At 72.9% G+C, this 16155-nt stretch carries 12 protein-coding genes; 8 read left to right on the top strand and 4 right to left on the bottom strand.

Features of this window, described 5'->3' with window-relative positions; translation table 11 throughout:
* Window positions 1–32: 32 nt before the first annotated feature.
* The 3 genes from ABTY59_RS22450 to ABTY59_RS22440 all read left to right on the top strand — a co-directional run bounded on the left by ABTY59_RS22450 (window position 33) and on the right by ABTY59_RS22440 (window position 3935).
* Window positions 33–1451 (top strand): NAD(P)/FAD-dependent oxidoreductase, encoded by a 1419-nt coding sequence (locus tag ABTY59_RS22450; protein ID WP_352020792.1) that lies wholly within the window; start codon window positions 33–35, stop codon window positions 1449–1451.
* A 114-nt stretch (window positions 1452–1565) separates the two neighbouring features.
* Entirely contained in the window at window positions 1566–2039 is a 474-nt protein-coding gene (locus ABTY59_RS22445) for a hypothetical protein (RefSeq protein WP_352020791.1), read from the top strand.
* Window positions 2040–2132: 93 nt separating this feature from the next.
* Window positions 2133–3935, top strand: a complete 1803-nt coding sequence (locus ABTY59_RS22440; RefSeq protein WP_352020790.1) for a chitinase — start codon at window positions 2133–2135, stop codon at window positions 3933–3935.
* Here ABTY59_RS22440 and ABTY59_RS22435 read toward each other — a convergent pair.
* Both ABTY59_RS22435 and gabT read right to left on the bottom strand, forming a co-directional pair.
* Complete coding sequence (locus ABTY59_RS22435; protein ID WP_502995406.1) at window positions 3871–4635, bottom strand: phosphatase PAP2 family protein; 765 nt, start codon at window positions 4633–4635, stop codon at window positions 3871–3873. The two genes, ABTY59_RS22440 and ABTY59_RS22435, sit on opposite strands and share 65 nt — an antisense overlap.
* Before the next feature lie 136 nt (window positions 4636–4771).
* Window positions 4772–6106, bottom strand: a complete 1335-nt coding sequence (gabT, locus tag ABTY59_RS22430; RefSeq protein WP_352020788.1) for a 4-aminobutyrate--2-oxoglutarate transaminase — start codon at window positions 6104–6106, stop codon at window positions 4772–4774.
* A 279-nt stretch (window positions 6107–6385) separates the two neighbouring features.
* Here gabT and ABTY59_RS22425 point away from each other — a divergent pair, with 279 nt between their 5' ends.
* Together ABTY59_RS22425 and ABTY59_RS22420 are read left to right on the top strand one after the other, a co-directional pair.
* Window positions 6386–8887, top strand: coding sequence for a type IV secretory system conjugative DNA transfer family protein (locus tag ABTY59_RS22425; protein ID WP_352020787.1), 2502 nt, complete (start codon window positions 6386–6388; stop codon window positions 8885–8887).
* Window positions 8888–9034: 147 nt separating this feature from the next.
* Entirely contained in the window at window positions 9035–10600 is a 1566-nt protein-coding gene (locus ABTY59_RS22420; protein WP_352020786.1) for a PucR family transcriptional regulator, read from the top strand.
* Between the two features lie 66 nt (window positions 10601–10666).
* On the opposite strand, the gene ABTY59_RS22415 is transcribed toward ABTY59_RS22420, so the two are convergent.
* The gene (locus ABTY59_RS22415; protein ID WP_352020785.1) at window positions 10667–10867 is read right to left on the bottom strand and encodes a hypothetical protein; all 201 of its coding nucleotides are present in this window, start codon (window positions 10865–10867) and stop codon (window positions 10667–10669) included.
* A 152-nt stretch (window positions 10868–11019) separates the two neighbouring features.
* Between ABTY59_RS22415 and ABTY59_RS22410 the strand changes: the two genes are divergently transcribed.
* Together ABTY59_RS22410 and ABTY59_RS22405 are read left to right on the top strand one after the other, a co-directional pair.
* Entirely contained in the window at window positions 11020–11994 is a 975-nt protein-coding gene (locus ABTY59_RS22410; protein ID WP_352020784.1) for an EamA family transporter, read from the top strand.
* 219 nt (window positions 11995–12213) lie between these two features.
* Window positions 12214–13659 (top strand): aldehyde dehydrogenase family protein, encoded by a 1446-nt coding sequence (locus tag ABTY59_RS22405; protein ID WP_352020783.1) that lies wholly within the window; start codon window positions 12214–12216, stop codon window positions 13657–13659.
* Window positions 13660–13767: 108 nt separating this feature from the next.
* Here ABTY59_RS22405 and ABTY59_RS22400 read toward each other — a convergent pair whose 3' ends face one another.
* On the bottom strand, window positions 13768–14070 hold the full coding sequence (locus tag ABTY59_RS22400) for a putative quinol monooxygenase (protein ID WP_352020782.1): 303 nt from the start codon (window positions 14068–14070) through the stop codon (window positions 13768–13770).
* A gap of 134 nt (window positions 14071–14204) precedes the next feature.
* On the opposite strand from ABTY59_RS22400, the gene ABTY59_RS22395 reads away from it, so the two are divergent.
* Window positions 14205–16127 (top strand): acyl-CoA dehydrogenase family protein, encoded by a 1923-nt coding sequence (locus ABTY59_RS22395; RefSeq protein WP_352020781.1) that lies wholly within the window; start codon window positions 14205–14207, stop codon window positions 16125–16127.
* The last annotated feature ends 28 nt before the right edge of the window (window positions 16128–16155 follow it).

The raw sequence follows: 16155 nt of genomic DNA, 5'->3' as shown, positions 1-16155 counted from the left end.
AGCCGTCTCAGGCACCGAAGGAGTTGGAAACCATGGCCCCAGTCGCCATGCGTCTCGCTGCACAATCTCTCTCCGACGCCCAGCCCGTCCCCTTCTGGCTGGAAGACCCCGGCAAGCCCGGAGCCCTGCCCGCCCTCACCGGCACCGAGAAGTGCGACCTCCTCGTGGTCGGCGGCGGATACAGCGGACTGTGGACCGCGCTCCTCGCCAAGGAGCGCGACCCCTCCAAGGATGTCGTCCTGATCGAAGGCCGCGAGGTGGGCTGGGCCGCCTCGGGCCGCAACGGAGGCTTCTGCGCGGCCTCCCTCACGCACGGCTTCGGCAACGGCCTCGCCCGCTGGCCGGGCGAGCTGCCGAAGCTGGAGCGGCTCGGCGAGCGAAACCTCGACGCCATCGAGGAGGCCGTCGCCCGCTACGCGCTGGACTGCGAGTTCGAGCGCACCGGCGAGATCGACGTCGCCACCGAGCCGTACCAGGTCGAGGAACTGACCGAGGTGTACGAGGAGCTCGAACGGCTCGGGCTCGCGGACGGCGTCGAACTCCTCGACCGCGACGCCGTACGGGCCGAGGTCGACTCGCCCACCTTCCTCGGCGGCATGTGGGACAAGCGCGGCGTCGCCATGCTCCACCCGGCCAAGCTGGCCTGGGGCCTGAAGCGGGCCTGCCTCGACCTGGGCGTCCGGATCTACGAGAACACCCCCGGCCTCCAGCTGGTCCCGGTCGGTGCCGGCATGGGCGTCCGCACGCCGTACGGCAAGGTCGTCGCCGGCCGGGTCGCGCTCGGCACCAACGTCTTCCCGTCGCTGGTCAAGCGCGTCCGGGCGTACACCGTCCCGGTCTACGACTACGCCCTGATGACCGAGCCGCTCAGCGCCGAGCAGCTCGCCTCCGTGGGCTGGAAGAACCGGCAGGGCCTCGGCGACTCCGCGAACCAGTTCCACTACTTCCGGATCACCGCGGACCACCGCATCCTGTGGGGCGGCTACGACGCGATCTATCCGTTCGGCGGCAAGGTCAGCGCCGAGATGGACCACCGCCCGGAGACGTACCTCAAGCTCGCCGAGCACTTCTTCCGCTGCTTCCCGCAGCTGGAGGGGCTCCGCTTCAGCCATGCCTGGGGCGGCGCGATCGACACCTGCTCGCGCTTCTCGGCCTTCTTCGGCACGGCCCACCGGGGGAAGGTGGCGTACGCGGCCGGGTTCACCGGCCTCGGCGTCGGCGCGACCCGCTTCGGCGGCGACGTGATGCTCGACCTGCTCGCGGGGGAGCGCACCGAGCGCACCGACCTGGAGATGGTCCGCTCCAAGCCGCTTCCGTTCCCGCCCGAGCCGGTCGCCTGGGCCGGCATCGGCATCACCAAGTGGTCGCTCGCCCGCGCCGACGAGAACGGCGGGCGGCGCAACCTGTGGCTGAAGGCCATGGACCGGCTCGGCCTCGGCTTCGACAGCTGAGCAGCGCTGTGATGCAGGTCACTTTCGGCGGGTAGTCGAAGCCGCGTAAGAGAAGCCCCCGTACCCGCTCTCTCCGTGTGGACACCGTGTCCACACGGAGAGGAGATCGTCGCGATGACTGGTACGGGGGCTTCTGGCGTCAGGGCCGCGGTGGAGTGGCTGGCCTCGGTCGCGCCGGATCCCGAGGCCTGCCGGTGGGAGTGGGAGCGCAGCCCGCACGGGGTCGCCCTGCTGCCCGCCGGCAGGCGCTGGGACGTGCTGATCCTGCCGGGGGAGCTCGGCCATCCCACGCTCGACGTGCTGAGCCGTCTGGTGGACCGGCCCGGTCCGGTCCTGGCCGACTTCGGCGACGCCCGGCTGGGCTTCTTCGTCCCGCCGGGCACCGCCGCCCGCTGGCTCGGCACCGGGGTGCGCGGGGCGGGCGCCGGGACCTGGATCGTCGCCCCGTACCCGGGGCGGGTGACGGGTGCGGCGCGCTGGCTGGTGACGCCGGACGGCCTGGGCACCCTCACCGACGCCTCGCTCCTGGAGCTGGCGATGCACGAGGCGGCGGGCCGGCTGGCCAGGGGGGAGGGGCGCTCCGACTGACGCCCCGGGCCGTACAGAGGTCTTGACCACTTGATTGGTCTGGACCATGCTGTGGCGCGCTCCACCTCGATTCCCCCACCCCCGGAGGCAGTTGTGGACCGCACCAGACCCCTCACCCTGCTGTTGGCGGGCTCCCTCGCCGCCGGCGGGCTCCTCGCCCTCACCCCGGCGGCCCAGGCCGCCGACACCGAACTCGCCCGCAACGGCGGCTTCGAGGCCGGCCTCGACGGCTGGACCTGCACGGCCGGCAGCGGAGCCGTCGTCCCGTCACCCGTGCACGGCGGGACGAAGGCGCTCCAGGCCACCCCGGCCGGCAGCGACAACGCCAAGTGCTCCCAGACCGTGACCGTGAAACCCAACTCCAGCTACACGCTCAGCGGCTGGGTCCGCGGCAGCTACGTCTACCTCGGCGCGTCGGGCACCGGCACCACCGACGTCTCCACCTGGACGGGCTCCGCCCCCGACTGGCAGAAGCTCACCACCTCGTTCACCACGGGCGCCGCCACCACCTCGGTCACGATCTACACCCACGGCTGGTACGGCACCCCCGCCTACCAGGCCGACGACCTCTCCCTGTACGGCCCCGGCGGCGACCCCGTCCAGCTCCCGGCCGCCCCCACCGGGCTCACGGCCGGCTCCCCGACCTCCACCACGGTGCCGCTGACCTGGACGGCGGTCTCCGGCGCCACGTCCTACCACGTCTATCAGGGATCCACCCGGGTCCAGACGGTCACCACGCCCTCGGCGACCGTCTCCGGCCTCACGGCCTCCACCCCGTACACCTTCCAGGTCACCGCCGTGAACAGCGCCGGAGAGTCCCCGAAGTCCTCCGCCGTGACCGCGACCACGACCTCCGGCGGCGGGGGCGGGGGCGGAGCGCTGCCGGCGCACGCCCTCGTCGGCTACCTCCACGCCAGCTTCGCCAACGGCTCCGGCTACACCCGCATGGCCGACGTCCCCGACTCCTGGGACGTCATCAACCTGGCCTTCGGCGAACCGACCTCGGTGACCTCGGGCGACATCCGCTTCAGCCTCTGCCCCGCGACCGAATGCCCCGGAGTCGAGTCGCCCGCCGACTTCAAGGCCGCGATCAAGGCCAAGCAGGCCGCCGGCAAGAAGGTCCTCATCTCCATCGGCGGCCAGAACGGCCAGGTGCAGCTCGCCACCACCGCGGCCCGCGACACCTTCGTCTCCTCCGTCTCGAAGATCATCGACGAGTACGGCCTCGACGGCCTCGACATCGACTTCGAGGGCCACTCGCTCTCGCTCCAGACCGGCGACACCGACTTCCGGAACCCGACCAGCCCGGTCGTCGTCAACCTGATCCAGGCGGTCAAGACCCTCAAGGCCAAGTACGGCGCGAAGTTCGTCCTGACCATGGCCCCGGAGACCTTCTTCGTCCAGCTCGGCTACCAGTACTACGGCTCGGGCCCCTGGGGCGGCCAGGACCCGCGCGCCGGCGCCTACCTGCCGGTCATCCACGCCCTGCGCGACGACCTGACCCTGCTGCACGTCCAGGACTACAACTCGGGCTCCATCATGGGCCTCGACAACCAGTACCACTCGATGGGCGGCGCCGACTTCCACATCGCCATGACCGACATGCTCCTCACCGGCTTCCCGGTCGCCGGCAACACGGACCGCTTCTTCCCGGCGCTCCGCCCCGAACAGGTCGCCATCGGCCTCCCCGCCTCCACCCAGGCCGGCAACGGCCACACCGCTCCGGCCGAGGTGAACAAGGCCCTGGACTGCCTCACGAAGAAGACGAACTGCGGCAGCTACCAGACCCACGGCACGTGGCCGGCCCTGCGCGGCCTGATGACCTGGTCGATCAACTGGGACCGCTACAACCAGTGGCAGTTCTCGCAGAACTTCGACGCGTACAACTGGAGCTGACGCCCAGCACGATCAGCGAGAGGGAGAGACTGGCGAACACGTCCAGCGGCCAGTGGAAGCCCCGCAGCACGAGACCGGTCCCCGTCACCGCCGTCAGCACGGCGGCGACGGGGATCAGTCGTCTCGACACCAGGAAGGCCGCGCCGAAGTAGGCGACCGCCGCCGTGGCCGTGTGACCCGAGGGGTAGTAGCCCGCGGCCCAGGGCTCCAGCGGGCCCGGGCGGGCGGTCCACTCCTTCAGCGGAACCACCAGGAGGGGTACGGCGGCCATGGCGAGCCCCGCGTACAGCGCGGCGACGCGCCGGCCCCGCCACACCGCGTACGCCATCGCGCAGGCGAGGACGGGCAGGGCGACGGTCATGTTCCCGAGGTCGGAGGCGAGTTCGCTCAGCCGCCGGGGGACCGAGTCCACCACGGAGCGGGACACCCGCTCGTCGAGCCTGGCCAAGGGGCCGTGGACGAGCACCTGCCAGGTCACGACGACGAGGGCGACGAGCGCCGAGAAGAGAGCCGGCCGCCCTGGAACAGGGGGGGTGGTTCCAGGGCGGCCGTGATGACCGGGCTGCCGCGCGCCCCGGGGGGTATGGGGCGGGCGGCCATCCGATCGGTGAGGAGTTCCGGGGCACGAGGCCCCGGGGGCGTGCGCAATGGCACGGTGTGGACGGGGCTGGGGAGGCTCCGCCCGGGGTGTTTCTCTCATCTGCAGAAACCGTACGTCACGAAAAGGGGGGCCGACAGCGGGAAACGTATCCCACCATCGGCCCCCCACAGAGTCTTCACACGGAGTGTCAGATCTACGGTCGGTCCCGCGATCGGACCCTGGCTCCGACCGTCGGTCAGATCTGCGCGAGCGCGGCCTCGATGACGTCCAGGCCCTCGTTCAGCAGGTCCTCGCCGATGACCAGCGGCGGCAGGAAGCGCAGCACGTTGCCGTAGGTGCCACAGGTCAGGACCAGCACGCCCTCGTTGTGGCAGTACTTGGCGAGCGCGGCGGCGGCCTCGGCGAACGGCTCCTTGGTGGCCGGGTCCTTGACCAGCTCGATGGCGATCATGGCGCCGCGGCCGCGGATGTCACCGATGACCGGGAACTTCTCCTGCATGGCGGTGAGGCGGCCCTTCATGACCTCCTCGATGCGCTTGGCCTTGCCGTTGAGGTCGAGCTCCTTCATCGTCTCGATGGCGCCGAGCGCACCGGCGCAGGCCACCGGGTTGCCACCGTAGGTGCCGCCCAGACCGCCGCCGTGGACGGAGTCCATGATCTCGGCGCGGCCCGTCACGGCGGCCAGCGGCAGACCGCCCGCGATGCCCTTGGCGGTGGTGATGAGGTCCGGGACGATGCCCTCGTCCTCACAGGCGAACCACTGGCCGGTGCGGCAGAAGCCGGCCTGGATCTCGTCCGCGACGAAGACGATGCCGTTGTCGTTGGCGAACTTCACGATCGCCGGGAGGAAGCCCTTGGCCGGCTCGATGAAGCCGCCCTCGCCGAGGACCGGCTCGATGACGATCGCGGCGACGTTCTCGGCGCCGATCTGCTTGGTGATGTTGTCGATCGCCTGGGCGGCGGCCTCGGGGCCGCAGTTCTCGGCACCGGTGGGCCAGCGGTAGCCGTAGGCCACCGGCACGCGGTAGACCTCGGGGGCGAACGGACCGAAGCCCTGCTTGTACGGCATGTTCTTCGCCGTCATGCCCATGGTGAGGTTCGTCCGGCCGTGGTAGCCGTGGTCGAAGACGACGACGGCCTGGCGCTTGGTGTACGAACGGGCGATCTTCACCGCGTTCTCGACGGCCTCGGCGCCCGAGTTGAACAGCGCCGACTTCTTGGCGTGGTCGCCCGGGGTCAGCTCGGCCAGCGCCTCGCAGACCTCCACGTAACCCTCGTACGGCGTCACCATGAAGCAGGTGTGGGTGAAGTCCTGGAGCTGCGCGGACGCGCGGCGCACGACGGCCTCGGCGGACGCGCCGACCGAGGTCACGGCGATGCCGGAGCCGAAGTCGATCAGGCGGTTGCCGTCGACGTCCTCGATGATGCCGCCGCCGGCCCGCGCGGTGAAGACGGGCAGCGTCGAGCCGACGCCACCGGCGACCGTGTCGAGACGGCGGGCCTGAAGCTCCTGCGACTTCGGACCGGGGATGGCGGTGACGACGCGCCGCTCCTGCGGGACAGCGTTCATGCGGGGCTCCTGGGGGTGGTTCTGGACGCACTTGCGGGTTTCCTCCGCAGGCTAGGCGCGGGGGAGGGGGTCGGGCATGCGCCGATCGGGAGTGGTGACGGGTGTGTCGTTGTCCGGGATGGACATGACGGCTCCGCTCCCACGGCACGGACCGCCTCCGCACGGCCCGGAGCCGGTTCGGCCGCACGGGTGGTCGAATCCCCTCCCGGGCGCTCCGGGCCCACTAGATTGACGGTGGCACAGACGCGGCGACCCGGCGGGTCAGGGGGCAGGGGTTTCATGGAGACCGACGGCACGTACGAGTCACGCGACACCAGGGGCAAAGCGGTCCCTGGGCCGTCGTCGCCGCCCGGCACACCTGCTGCCCGGGTACCCGCTGCCGATCAGACGCGTGCCGCTCCCCCGGCCTACCCGGCCGCGCCGCCGGACCTCGCGCGAAAGGCCGGTCCGGGGTTCGGCCAGACACCGCCGGGCATCCCACCCATGCCGTCCCGGGCGCCCGGGCGGACCGAGACGGCCACGCCGTCGCCCGTCGTGGAATGGCTGGACGCCCCGCGTCCGATGACAGGCCTCGGCGTCTGGCGGTTTCGGTATGTTCCGCCGTCTGAGGAGGCCGCGCGCCTCAAGCCGGTCACGCTTCTCGGGCTGCTGATCCCCTTGATCGTCGCGCTGTTCATCTGGTTGGCCTACCGCAACGACAACCTGCCCTACGCGGCCTTCGTGATGCGGACGTTCACCCCGAACGAGTGGTGGACCGGCCTCGGTGCGACCGCGAAGGACTGGCAGGGCGTCGCCGTGCACGCGATCTTCGACGCGGTCGTCTTCTTCGGCCTTGTCTGGGTGGTCGGCGTCCTCGGCTCCTGGGGCAAGATCATCCGCTACTACCTCGAGCGGAGCCGTCCGCCGGTGCGCGCCGCGCTCGCGGGCGTCGGGGCCGTCGTCGGTCTGGCCTTCGTCCTGCCCGAGGCCCTTCACCTCGGGTGGTCGGCGGTGCCCGTCGTCAACCCGATGCTGTACCTCATCGCGCTGGTCACCGGCGGCTGGGACATCGCGGGGTCGCCTGTCGTCATCTACGCCGTGTACGTACTGAGTGCGACCCTGATCGTCTGGCCGTGCGCTCAGGTCGGCGAGTGGGCGAACCTGTTCAGGCAATGGCGCTCCGGCGGCGGCCCCCTCGTCCCTTCGGCCCCCGCCCCTCAGAGCGGCCCCGGGATCCCCTGCTCGCAATGGCCCGAGCTGCGGGCTGCCGGTGAGGACCGAGCTGCGGACGTGCTCGCAGGCGACCTGGCCGCCGGACGGATGAACGATGTCGACTGTGCTCGGGTGCGGCGCGCCTGGAAGGGCAGTGAAGGGGATGCGGCACGCCGCACGGCCTTTGTCGATGCGGTACTCCGCGAGGGAGCCGGTGCGGGTGCTCATCCGTCGGGTGACCGCAACGTGTCGAGCCGCTCGGCCGCCCACGATCTGCTCCTGGGGCAGGTGCGTGTGGGCCGATGGGTGGCTGCCGAGCGTGGGCTCCGCGCCTACCACGGCGCGGGTCTCGCTCTCGACACCGCGCTTCTTGGCACCTCCCTCCTCGCGGTGGGCCCCTCCGGGGCGGGCAAGACCCGCTCCCTCGTGGCGCCGGTTGTCGAGTCTCTGTCTCTTCAGGCCCTCACCGGTGCCTGTGCCGTCGTTGCCGTCGGCGGTGCCGGAGCCGCCCTCGGCCCCGACGAGGCGTACGACGTCGTGATCCGGCTCGGTGACCCGGCCTCCGCGTACGACCTGGACCTGTACGCCGGGGCCACCGACCCGGACGAGGCCGCCGACTGCCTGGCCGAAGGGCTGGTCGGCGACGTGGAGGGTGTGGAGACGCGACGTGCAGCCACTGTGCTCGCTCAGCTCATCGGCCCGTACCGGGTCGCGTACGGGCGCTTCCCGACCGTGCCCGTGCTGCGGGAGCTGCTCGAAGCCCATCCCGAAACCCTGCGGGCGTTGCTCGATCTGCTGCCTGTCGACGGTGCGCAGACGATGCGCCGCGAACTGGAATCCCGCCTCCGCCAGATCGGCACCGCGAGTGATGTGGGCCCCGTCCTCGCCGATCGGCTCGCGGCCCTCGACCGGCCTGCGTTCGCCGACTTCTTCGGCGGAGGGGGAGACGCCCGCTCCTTCTCCCTGCGGGCTGTCGCCCAGCACCCCATCCGCGTACGCGTCAGCCTGCCGGAAGGAGGCCACGAGGAGGCCGCGTGCCTGCTCAACCGGCTGCTGATCGCGCAGTTCCAGCGCGTCACCCGGGGCGGTGCGGAGCGGGGGAACTTCGCCTGCCTGGTCCTCGACGACGCGGCCGGCGCCGTCACTCCCGGAACTCTGCGGGCCTTCCAGCGGCTGCGTACGCAGAACGCCGGTGTAGTGCTCGCCCTCCGCACCCTGGCAGAGGTGCCTGAGGCGCTGCACGGGCCGCTTCTCGCGATCGTCGGCTGCCGGATGGCCTTCGCCGGGCTCCCCACCTGGGACGGCAGGGCCTTTGCCGAGGCGTGGGGCACGGAACACGTGGACACGACCGAAGTGGCACACCACACCGTCTTCGCCGACCAGCCCATGACCCGGGCCATCCACGCCTTGCGCAAATTGGTGACGGGCAAGGCCGTCACCACGGAGGCCGTCACCGTACGACAGGTCGAGCGGATGCGCTGGTCTGCCTCGGACCTCGCGCACGCCGTACCGCCTGGGCATGCCGTCCTCTCCCTGAGCCATGTGCGCGGCGAGCAGCTGCCACCGATGCTCGTCGACCTGCGCGCCTGACCCCCCGACCAGGTCGTCCCACCCCTCGCGCGGCTGAGCGGGCTCCCGGTGGGGCTGGCACAATCGGGGGCGCCGCTCGGCTGAGCGGCGCCTCCCCGCCGCCGTGCACGGCTCCCCCCGCGCGCGGTCCTCGCTCAAGGTCCCCCCATGCCGCCCACCCTCGCCTCGCTCGTGCAGCACTCCGCCCTCAAGCTCATCGTCCGCGCCGGTGAGGACCGGCTCGACACCCCCGTCCGCTGGGCGCACGTCAGCGAGCTCGCCGACCCCGTGCCGTACATGGAGGGCGGCGAGCTCCTCCTCACCACCGCGCTCACCCTCGACGCGGAGGACCTGGAGGCGATGCGCCGCTATGTGCGGCGGCTGCTCGGTGCCGGGGTCGTCGGGCTCGGCTTCGCCGTGGGCGTCAACTACGAGGAGATCCCGCCGGCCCTGCTCGACGCGGCCCGAGAGGAGCACCTGCCGCTGCTGGAGGTGCCGCGCCGCACGCCGTTCCTCGCCATCAGCAAGGCCGTCTCGGCCGCCATCTCCGCCGACCAGTACCGGGCCGTCACCGCCGGTTTCGAGGCCCAGCGCGAGTTGACCCGGGCCGCGCTCGCGGAGGGCCCCGAGGCGGTCGTCGCCCGGCTCGCGGCCCACGTCGACGGCTGGGCCGCGCTGTACGACGCCTCCGGCACCGTCGTCGCCGTCTCGCCCGAATGGGCGGCGCGCCGGGCCGCCCGTCTCACCCCCGACGTGGAGCGGCTGCGCGAGCGCCCCGCGCCCGCCAGCGCCGTCGTCGGCGGCACGGACGATCGCGTCGAGCTCCAGTCCCTCGGCTCCGGCCGCCGGGTGCGCGGCGCGCTCGCCGTCGGCACGGGCGCGCCCCTCGGCACGGCCGAGCGGTACGCGGTGCACTCGGCGATCGCCCTGCTCACCCTCACGACGGAACGTTCCCGCTCGCTCCAGGCCGCGGAGCAGCGGCTCGGCGCGGCCGTGCTGCGCCTGATGCTCGCGGGCCAGCCGGAGCACGCCCGCGCGGTGGCCGGGGACCTGTACGGCGGGCTGCTCGACGCCTCCTACCGGCTGCTCGTCGCCGAGCCCGCCGGGGGAGAGGCGGCGGGCGAACCGCCCCTGCCGGCGTTCGCCGAGGCCCTGGAGGCCGCCGCCGCCCGCGCGGGCGAATCGGTGCTGACCGTCGCCGAGAGCGAGCAGCGGCTCGTCGTCCTCGCCGGTGACGGGGGCGCGGTCGTCGCCGCCTGCGAGGCGTACGCGGAGCGCGAGGCGGAGGACGCCGGTGTCGTCGTCGGGCTCTCCGCCCCGGCGGGCCCGAGCGCCGCGGCGGCCGCCCGCAAGCAGGCCGAGCAGGCCCTCTCGGTCGCCCGGCGGCGGGGCAGGGCGCTCGTCGAGCACGAGGACCTGGCGGCGGGCTCGGTCCTTCCGCTGCTCGCCGACGACGCCGTCCGCGCCTTCGCCGACGGGATGCTGCGGGCGCTGCGGGAGCACGACGCGACCGGCCGGGGCGATCTGGTGGCCTCGCTGCGCGCGTGGCTGTCCCGGCACGGCCAGTGGGACGCGGCGGCGGCGGACCTGGGCGTGCACCGGCACACGCTGCGGTACCGGATGCGCCGGGTGGAGGAGATCCTCGGCCGCTCCCTGGACGACCCGGACGTACGGATGGAGCTGTGGCTGGCCCTGAAGGCGACGGGCGAGGAGGGCACCGGCGCAGGCTCCTAGGGCCTGTCCGGACAGGGGTCTCGTCGATCGGGCTTCGGGAGCCCGGCCTGATCGACGGGACGGCTTCTAGTCCGAGCCGAGCGCGCTCGTGTCGTCGCCGCCCCGCCTCCTGCTCCGGCGCTGTTCCGCGCGGACGGCCTCGCCGCCCAGGAGGGTCACCATGGCCACCGCCCGCACCCAGCGGGGGCCGCCGCGGGACGCCCACACCACGCAGCCGCAGCCGAAGACGGCGAGGGCCAGGATTCCGATCAGTACGTAAAGGATCATGCGTTCCCCCCGGGGTCATGCGGTCCCCGACATCCTCCCATCCGCCCGCAAGCCCCTCCGGGAGGCGCTTCGCCGTCCGATTTCCGCTGGCCCTGCCCGGATCCGGGCAGTTTTCTTGGCCGCCGGAGCCTCCACTCCCTACTCTCCTGCTCATGACAAGCCCCGCCGTCGATCCGGCCCCCGAGACCCGCCCGGCCGCCCCCGCCCTCCGTACCGACTCCGTTCCCGCCGCCCCCGCCCGCCGGATCACCGGTGCCGTCTGGGCCGCGCTCGGCATCGTGTACGTCGTCTGGGGGTCTACGTACCTCGGCATCCGGATCGTCGTCGAGACCCTCCCGCCGTTCCTCTCCGGCGGCGCCCGCTTCGTCACCGCCGGCCTGCTCCTCGCCGCGATCGTCGCCTGGCGGCAGGGCCCCGCCGCCCTCAAGGTCACCCGCCGGGAGCTGGGCTCCGCCGTCCTCGTCGGCCTGCTCCTCATCCTCGGCGGCAACGGGCTCGTCGTCCTCGCCGAGACCTCCATACCCTCCGGCCTCGCCGCGCTCCTCGTCGCCGCCGTCCCCGTCTGGGTCGTGCTGCTCCGCACGGTCCTCGGCGACCGCCCCGGCCTCGGCGCCTTCGGAGGCGTCCTCCTCGGCTTCGCGGGCCTCGGCGTCCTCACCGTCCCCGGCCTCAGCGGCGCGGTGAAGATCGGCGGCGTGGTGCTCGTCCTCGTCGCGGCTCTGCTGTGGTCCCTCGGCTCCGTCTCGTCCGCCCGCCTCCCCCTGCCCCGCAACCCGTTCACGGCGAGCGCGTACGAGATGCTGGCCGGCGGCCTCGCCGCGCTCACCGTCGGCCTCGCGCGCGGCGAACACCACGGACTCGATCTGGGCGCCGTCTCCGGCCGTTCCTGGGCGGCCCTCGCGTACCTCGTGGTGTTCGGTTCGCTCGTCGCCTTCACCGCGTACGCCTGGCTCCTCCAGACCGCCCCGGTCTCCCTCGCCGCCACCTACGCGTACGTGAACCCGGTCGTCGCCGTCCTGCTCGGCGCCCTCGTCCTCGACGAGGCCCTGACCTGGCCGATCCTCGTCGGCGGCGGGATCGTCGTCGGCGGCGTCTGCCTCATCGTCTCGACCGAGCGGCGCGGCTGACGGTCGGCCCGCCACCTGGCGGGGGCCGGCCAGGGCCCGGCCCGGTCCCGCCGCCGCCGGACCGCTCCTCCACCGTCCCCGGGCGCGCTCTTCGGCCGAAGCGGACAGGGACGCCACCCCCACTACTCCATACCGGACAAGCCCGCGGCCGCCGCCACGGCCCTAACGTGTCACCAGAGCAATCGCTCGCACCCCCGAAACGGAAAGGGCCGGGACGCAATGACGACCACCCACGGCTTCTGGCTCGCCGGCCGCGAGGCCACCGGCGACGCCACCTTCGACGTCACGAACTCGTACGACGGACGTCTGGTCGGCAAGGTCAGCGTGCCCACCGAGGCCCAGGTCGAGGAAGCCGTCGCCGCCGCGCACGCCGTCGTCGACGAGTTCGCCGCGACCCCGGCGCACGTCCGCGCCGCCGCCCTCGACCACGTGTCGAAGCGGCTCGCCGAGCGCACCGAGGAGATCGCCCTCCTGATCTCCGCCGAGAACGGCAAGCCCATCAAGTGGGCCCGCGGCGAGGTCGGCCGTGCCGTCTCCGTCTTCCGTTTCGCCGCCGAGGAGGCCCGCCGCTGGAACGCCGGCGAGGCCCAGCGCCTGGACACCGAGGCCGGCGGCGCGGGCCGCCTCGCCCTCACCCGCCGCATCCCCACGGGCGTCGTCCTCGGCATCGCGCCGTTCAACTTCCCGCTGAACCTCAGCGCCCACAAGGTCGCCCCGGCCATCGCCGTCGGCGCCCCGATCATCCTCAAGCCGGCCCCGTCGACCCCGATCTCCTCCCTGATCCTGGGCGAGATCCTGGCCGAGACCGACCTGCCGGCCGGCTCCTGGTCGATCCTGACCGTGCCGAACGACCGCATGCCCGCCCTGGTCCAGGACGAGCGCCTCCCGGTCATCTCCTTCACCGGCTCCGACAAGGTCGGCTACGCCATCCAGCAGTCGGTGCCGCACAAGCACTGCACCCTGGAGCTCGGCGGCAACGCCGCGGCCGTCGTCCTGCCCGACTGGTCCTCCGAGGCCGACCTGGACTGGGCCGCGACCCGCATCGCGACCTTCTCCAACTACCAGGGCGGCCAGTCCTGCATCTCCGTGCAGCGCGTGATCGCCGACGCCTCGGTCTACGACCGCCTGGTGCCGAAGATCGTCGCCGCCGTCGAGGCGCAGGTCACCGGCAACCCGGCGGACGACGCCACCGACGTCGGCCCGCTCGTCGACGAGGCCGCCGCCCAGCGCGTCGAGTCCTGGGTCGACGAGGCCGTCGCGGCCGGCGCGAAGCTCCTCACCGGCGGCAAGCGCGAGGGCGCCACCTACGCCCCGACCGTCCTCACCGACCTCCCGGCCGATGTCACCCTGGCCCGCGCCGAGGTCTTCGGCCCGGTCCTGACCATCGCCAAGGTCGACGGCGAGGCCGAGGCCTTCGCCGCGGTCAACGACTCGGACTTCGGCCTCCAGGCCGGTGTCTTCACCCGCGACCTGCAGACCGCCTTCCGCGCCCACCGCGCCCTGGAGGTCGGCGGCGTGATCGTCGGCGACGTCCCCTCGTACCGCGCCGACCAGATGCCGTACGGCGGCGCCAAGCGCTCCGGCGTCGGCCGCGAGGGCGTCAAGTACGCCATGGACGACTACACCTACGAGCGTGTGCTCGTCCTGACGGGCCTCGCGCTGTAAGGCGCACGCCCACCCGGACCAGGCGGTCCGAGCCCACTGTGCGGGGGCTCGGGCCGCCTTCTCTCATGCCGCGGGGCGCCTTCTCTCATGCCGCGGGGCGTCGACCTCTCATGCCGCGGGGGCGTCCACCAGGCGGATCACCTCGGCCGGCCCCGCGCGGAAGGCCTCGTTCGCCGCGCCGGCCGCGACCATGTGCGGGGCGCTGTCGTGCGCGTCGAGCGCCTCGGCCGAGGCCCAGCGCTCGATCAGCGCGAACCGGTCGGGGTCGTCGGCGAACCGGTGCAGGTCGTACTGCAGACAGCCCTCCTCGGCGCGCACCAGGGGTGCGAGCGCCTCGAAGGCGGCGAGTTGTTCCGCGCCCCGGCCGGGCAGCGTGGCGACGAGGACGACGAGCTTGATCGGCTGAGACATGGCGCGGACCCTACGCGCGGCCCCTCCCGGCAGGGCGGGGCGTCTCACCAGGAGGACGCACCCGGAGGGATTCGCTCCTCTTTCCGGACCCGGCGGTATCGGGTACGACGGACAGGAAGCCCAAGGAGGTGTCCATGTCCGCACCCACACAGCGGCCCCAGGTCACCGAGCGCGAGGCCCGGCAGGTCGCCGAGGCCGCGCGCGAGCGGGACTGGCACAGGCCCAGCTTCGCCAAGGAGCTGTTCCTCGGCCGCTTCCGCCTCGACCTCATCCATCCGCACCCGCTCCCCGCCCCCGAGGACGTCCGCCGCGGCGAGGCCTTCCTCGCCCTGCTCCGCGACTTCTGCGAGACCCGGATCGACGGCGCCCGCATCGAGCGCGAGGCCCGCATCCCCGACGAGACGATCACCGGACTCAAGGAGCTCGGCGCGCTCGGGATGAAGATCGACCCGGCGTACGGCGGGCTCGGCCTCACCCAGCTGTACTACAACCGCGCCCTGGCCCTCGTCGGCTCCGCCAGCCCCGCCGTCGGCGCCCTGCTCTCCGCGCATCAGTCGATCGGCGTACCGCAGCCGCTGAAGCTCTTCGGCACCCAGGAGCAGAAGGACGCCTTCCTGCCCCGGCTGGCCCGTACGGACCTCTCCGCGTTCCTGCTGACCGAACCGGACGTCGGCTCGGACCCGGCGCGCCTGGCCACCGCGGCCGTCCCGGACGGCGACGCGTACGTCCTCGACGGCGTCAAGCTCTGGACCACCAACGGCGTCGTCGCCGACCTGCTCGTCGTCATGGCCCGCGTCCCCGCCTCCGAGGGACACCCGGGCGGCATCACCGCGTTCGTCGTCGAGGCCGACGCGCCCGGCATCACCGTCGAGCACCGCAACGCCTTCATGGGCCTGCGCGGCCTGGAGAACGGCGTCACCCGCTTCCACCGCGTCCGGGTCCCGGCGGCGAACCGCATCGGCCCCGAGGGCGCCGGCCTCAAGATCGCCCTCACCACCCTCAACACCGGCCGGCTCTCCCTCCCCGCCGCCTGCGCGGGCGCCGCCAAGTGGTGCCTGAAGATCGCCCGGGAGTGGTCGGCGGAGCGCGAGCAGTGGGGCAGGCCGATCGCCCGCCACGAGGCCGTCTCCACCAAGATCTCCTTCATCGCGGCCACCGCCTTCGCCCTGGAGGCCGTCGTCGACCTCGCCTCCCAGCTGGCCGACGAGAACCGCAACGACATCCGCATCGAGGCCGCCCTCGCCAAGCTGTACGGCTCCGAGAAGGCCTGGCTCATCGCCGACGAACTCGTCCAGATCCGTGGCGGACGCGGCTACGAGACCGCCGACTCGCTCGCCGCCCGCGGCGAGCGGGCCGTCCCCGCCGAACAGCTCCTGCGCGACCTGCGCATCAACCGGATCTTCGAGGGCTCCACCGAGATCATGCACCTGCTGATCGCCCGCGAGGCCGTCGACGCCCACCTCTCCGTCGCCGGGGACCTCATCGACCCCGAGAAGTCCCTCGGCGACAAGGCCCGGGCCGGCGTGCGGGCCGGCGGCTTCTACGCCCGCTGGCTTCCGGGACTCGTCACCGGCGCGGGGCAACTTCCCGGTTCGTACGGGGAGTTCGGCGCCCTCGCGGGACACCTCCGGTACGTCGAGCGGACCTCCCGCAAGCTCGCCCGGTCCACCTTCTACGCGATGTCCCGCTGGCAGGGCCGCATGGAGCTCAAGCAGGCGTTCCTCGGGCGGACCGTCGACATCGGAGCCGAGCTGTTCGCGATGAGCGCGGCGTGCGTCCGGGCCGAACTGCTCCGCACCACCGGCGACCACGGGCCCGAGGCCCACCGGCTGGCGGACGCCTTCTGCCGCCAGGCGCGGCTCCGGACCGAGGAGCTCTTCGGCCGCCTCTGGTCGAACACGGACGACCTGGACCGGCGGATCGTCGACGGCGTCCTCGCGGGGCGCTACACCTGGATGGAGGCGGGCATCGTGGACCCCAGCGGCGACGGCCCCTGGATCGCGGACGCACCCCCGGGCCCGTCGAGCGAGCGGAACGTCCACCGCAGGATCCCCTGACGGCCGCGTCCACGTGCCGGACCGGCCC

Source organism: Streptomyces sp. NPDC096079, assembly GCF_040303145.1.
GTDB lineage: Bacteria > Actinomycetota > Actinomycetes > Streptomycetales > Streptomycetaceae > Streptomyces.
This window is presented reverse-complemented; position numbering and strand designations above follow the sequence as displayed.

Bases quoted from the DNA above. Each gene is read 5' to 3' on its own strand.
- ABTY59_RS22450 (WP_352020792.1), top strand. From the start codon at position 33: ATGGCCCCAGTCGCCATGCGTCTCGCTGCACAATCTCTCTCCGACGCC.
- ABTY59_RS22445 (WP_352020791.1), top strand. From the start codon at position 1,566: ATGACTGGTACGGGGGCTTCTGGCGTCAGGGCCGCGGTGGAGTGGCTG.
- ABTY59_RS22435 (WP_502995406.1), bottom strand. From the start codon at position 4,635: ATGAGAGAAACACCCCGGGCGGAGCCTCCCCAGCCCCGTCCACACCGT.
- gabT (WP_352020788.1), bottom strand. From the start codon at position 6,106: ATGAACGCTGTCCCGCAGGAGCGGCGCGTCGTCACCGCCATCCCCGGT.
- ABTY59_RS22425 (WP_352020787.1), top strand. From the start codon at position 6,386: ATGGAGACCGACGGCACGTACGAGTCACGCGACACCAGGGGCAAAGCG.
- ABTY59_RS22420 (WP_352020786.1), top strand. From the start codon at position 9,035: ATGCCGCCCACCCTCGCCTCGCTCGTGCAGCACTCCGCCCTCAAGCTC.
- ABTY59_RS22415 (WP_352020785.1), bottom strand. From the start codon at position 10,867: ATGATCCTTTACGTACTGATCGGAATCCTGGCCCTCGCCGTCTTCGGC.
- ABTY59_RS22410 (WP_352020784.1), top strand. From the start codon at position 11,020: ATGACAAGCCCCGCCGTCGATCCGGCCCCCGAGACCCGCCCGGCCGCC.
- ABTY59_RS22405 (WP_352020783.1), top strand. From the start codon at position 12,214: ATGACGACCACCCACGGCTTCTGGCTCGCCGGCCGCGAGGCCACCGGC.
- ABTY59_RS22400 (WP_352020782.1), bottom strand. From the start codon at position 14,070: ATGTCTCAGCCGATCAAGCTCGTCGTCCTCGTCGCCACGCTGCCCGGC.
- ABTY59_RS22395 (WP_352020781.1), top strand. From the start codon at position 14,205: ATGTCCGCACCCACACAGCGGCCCCAGGTCACCGAGCGCGAGGCCCGG.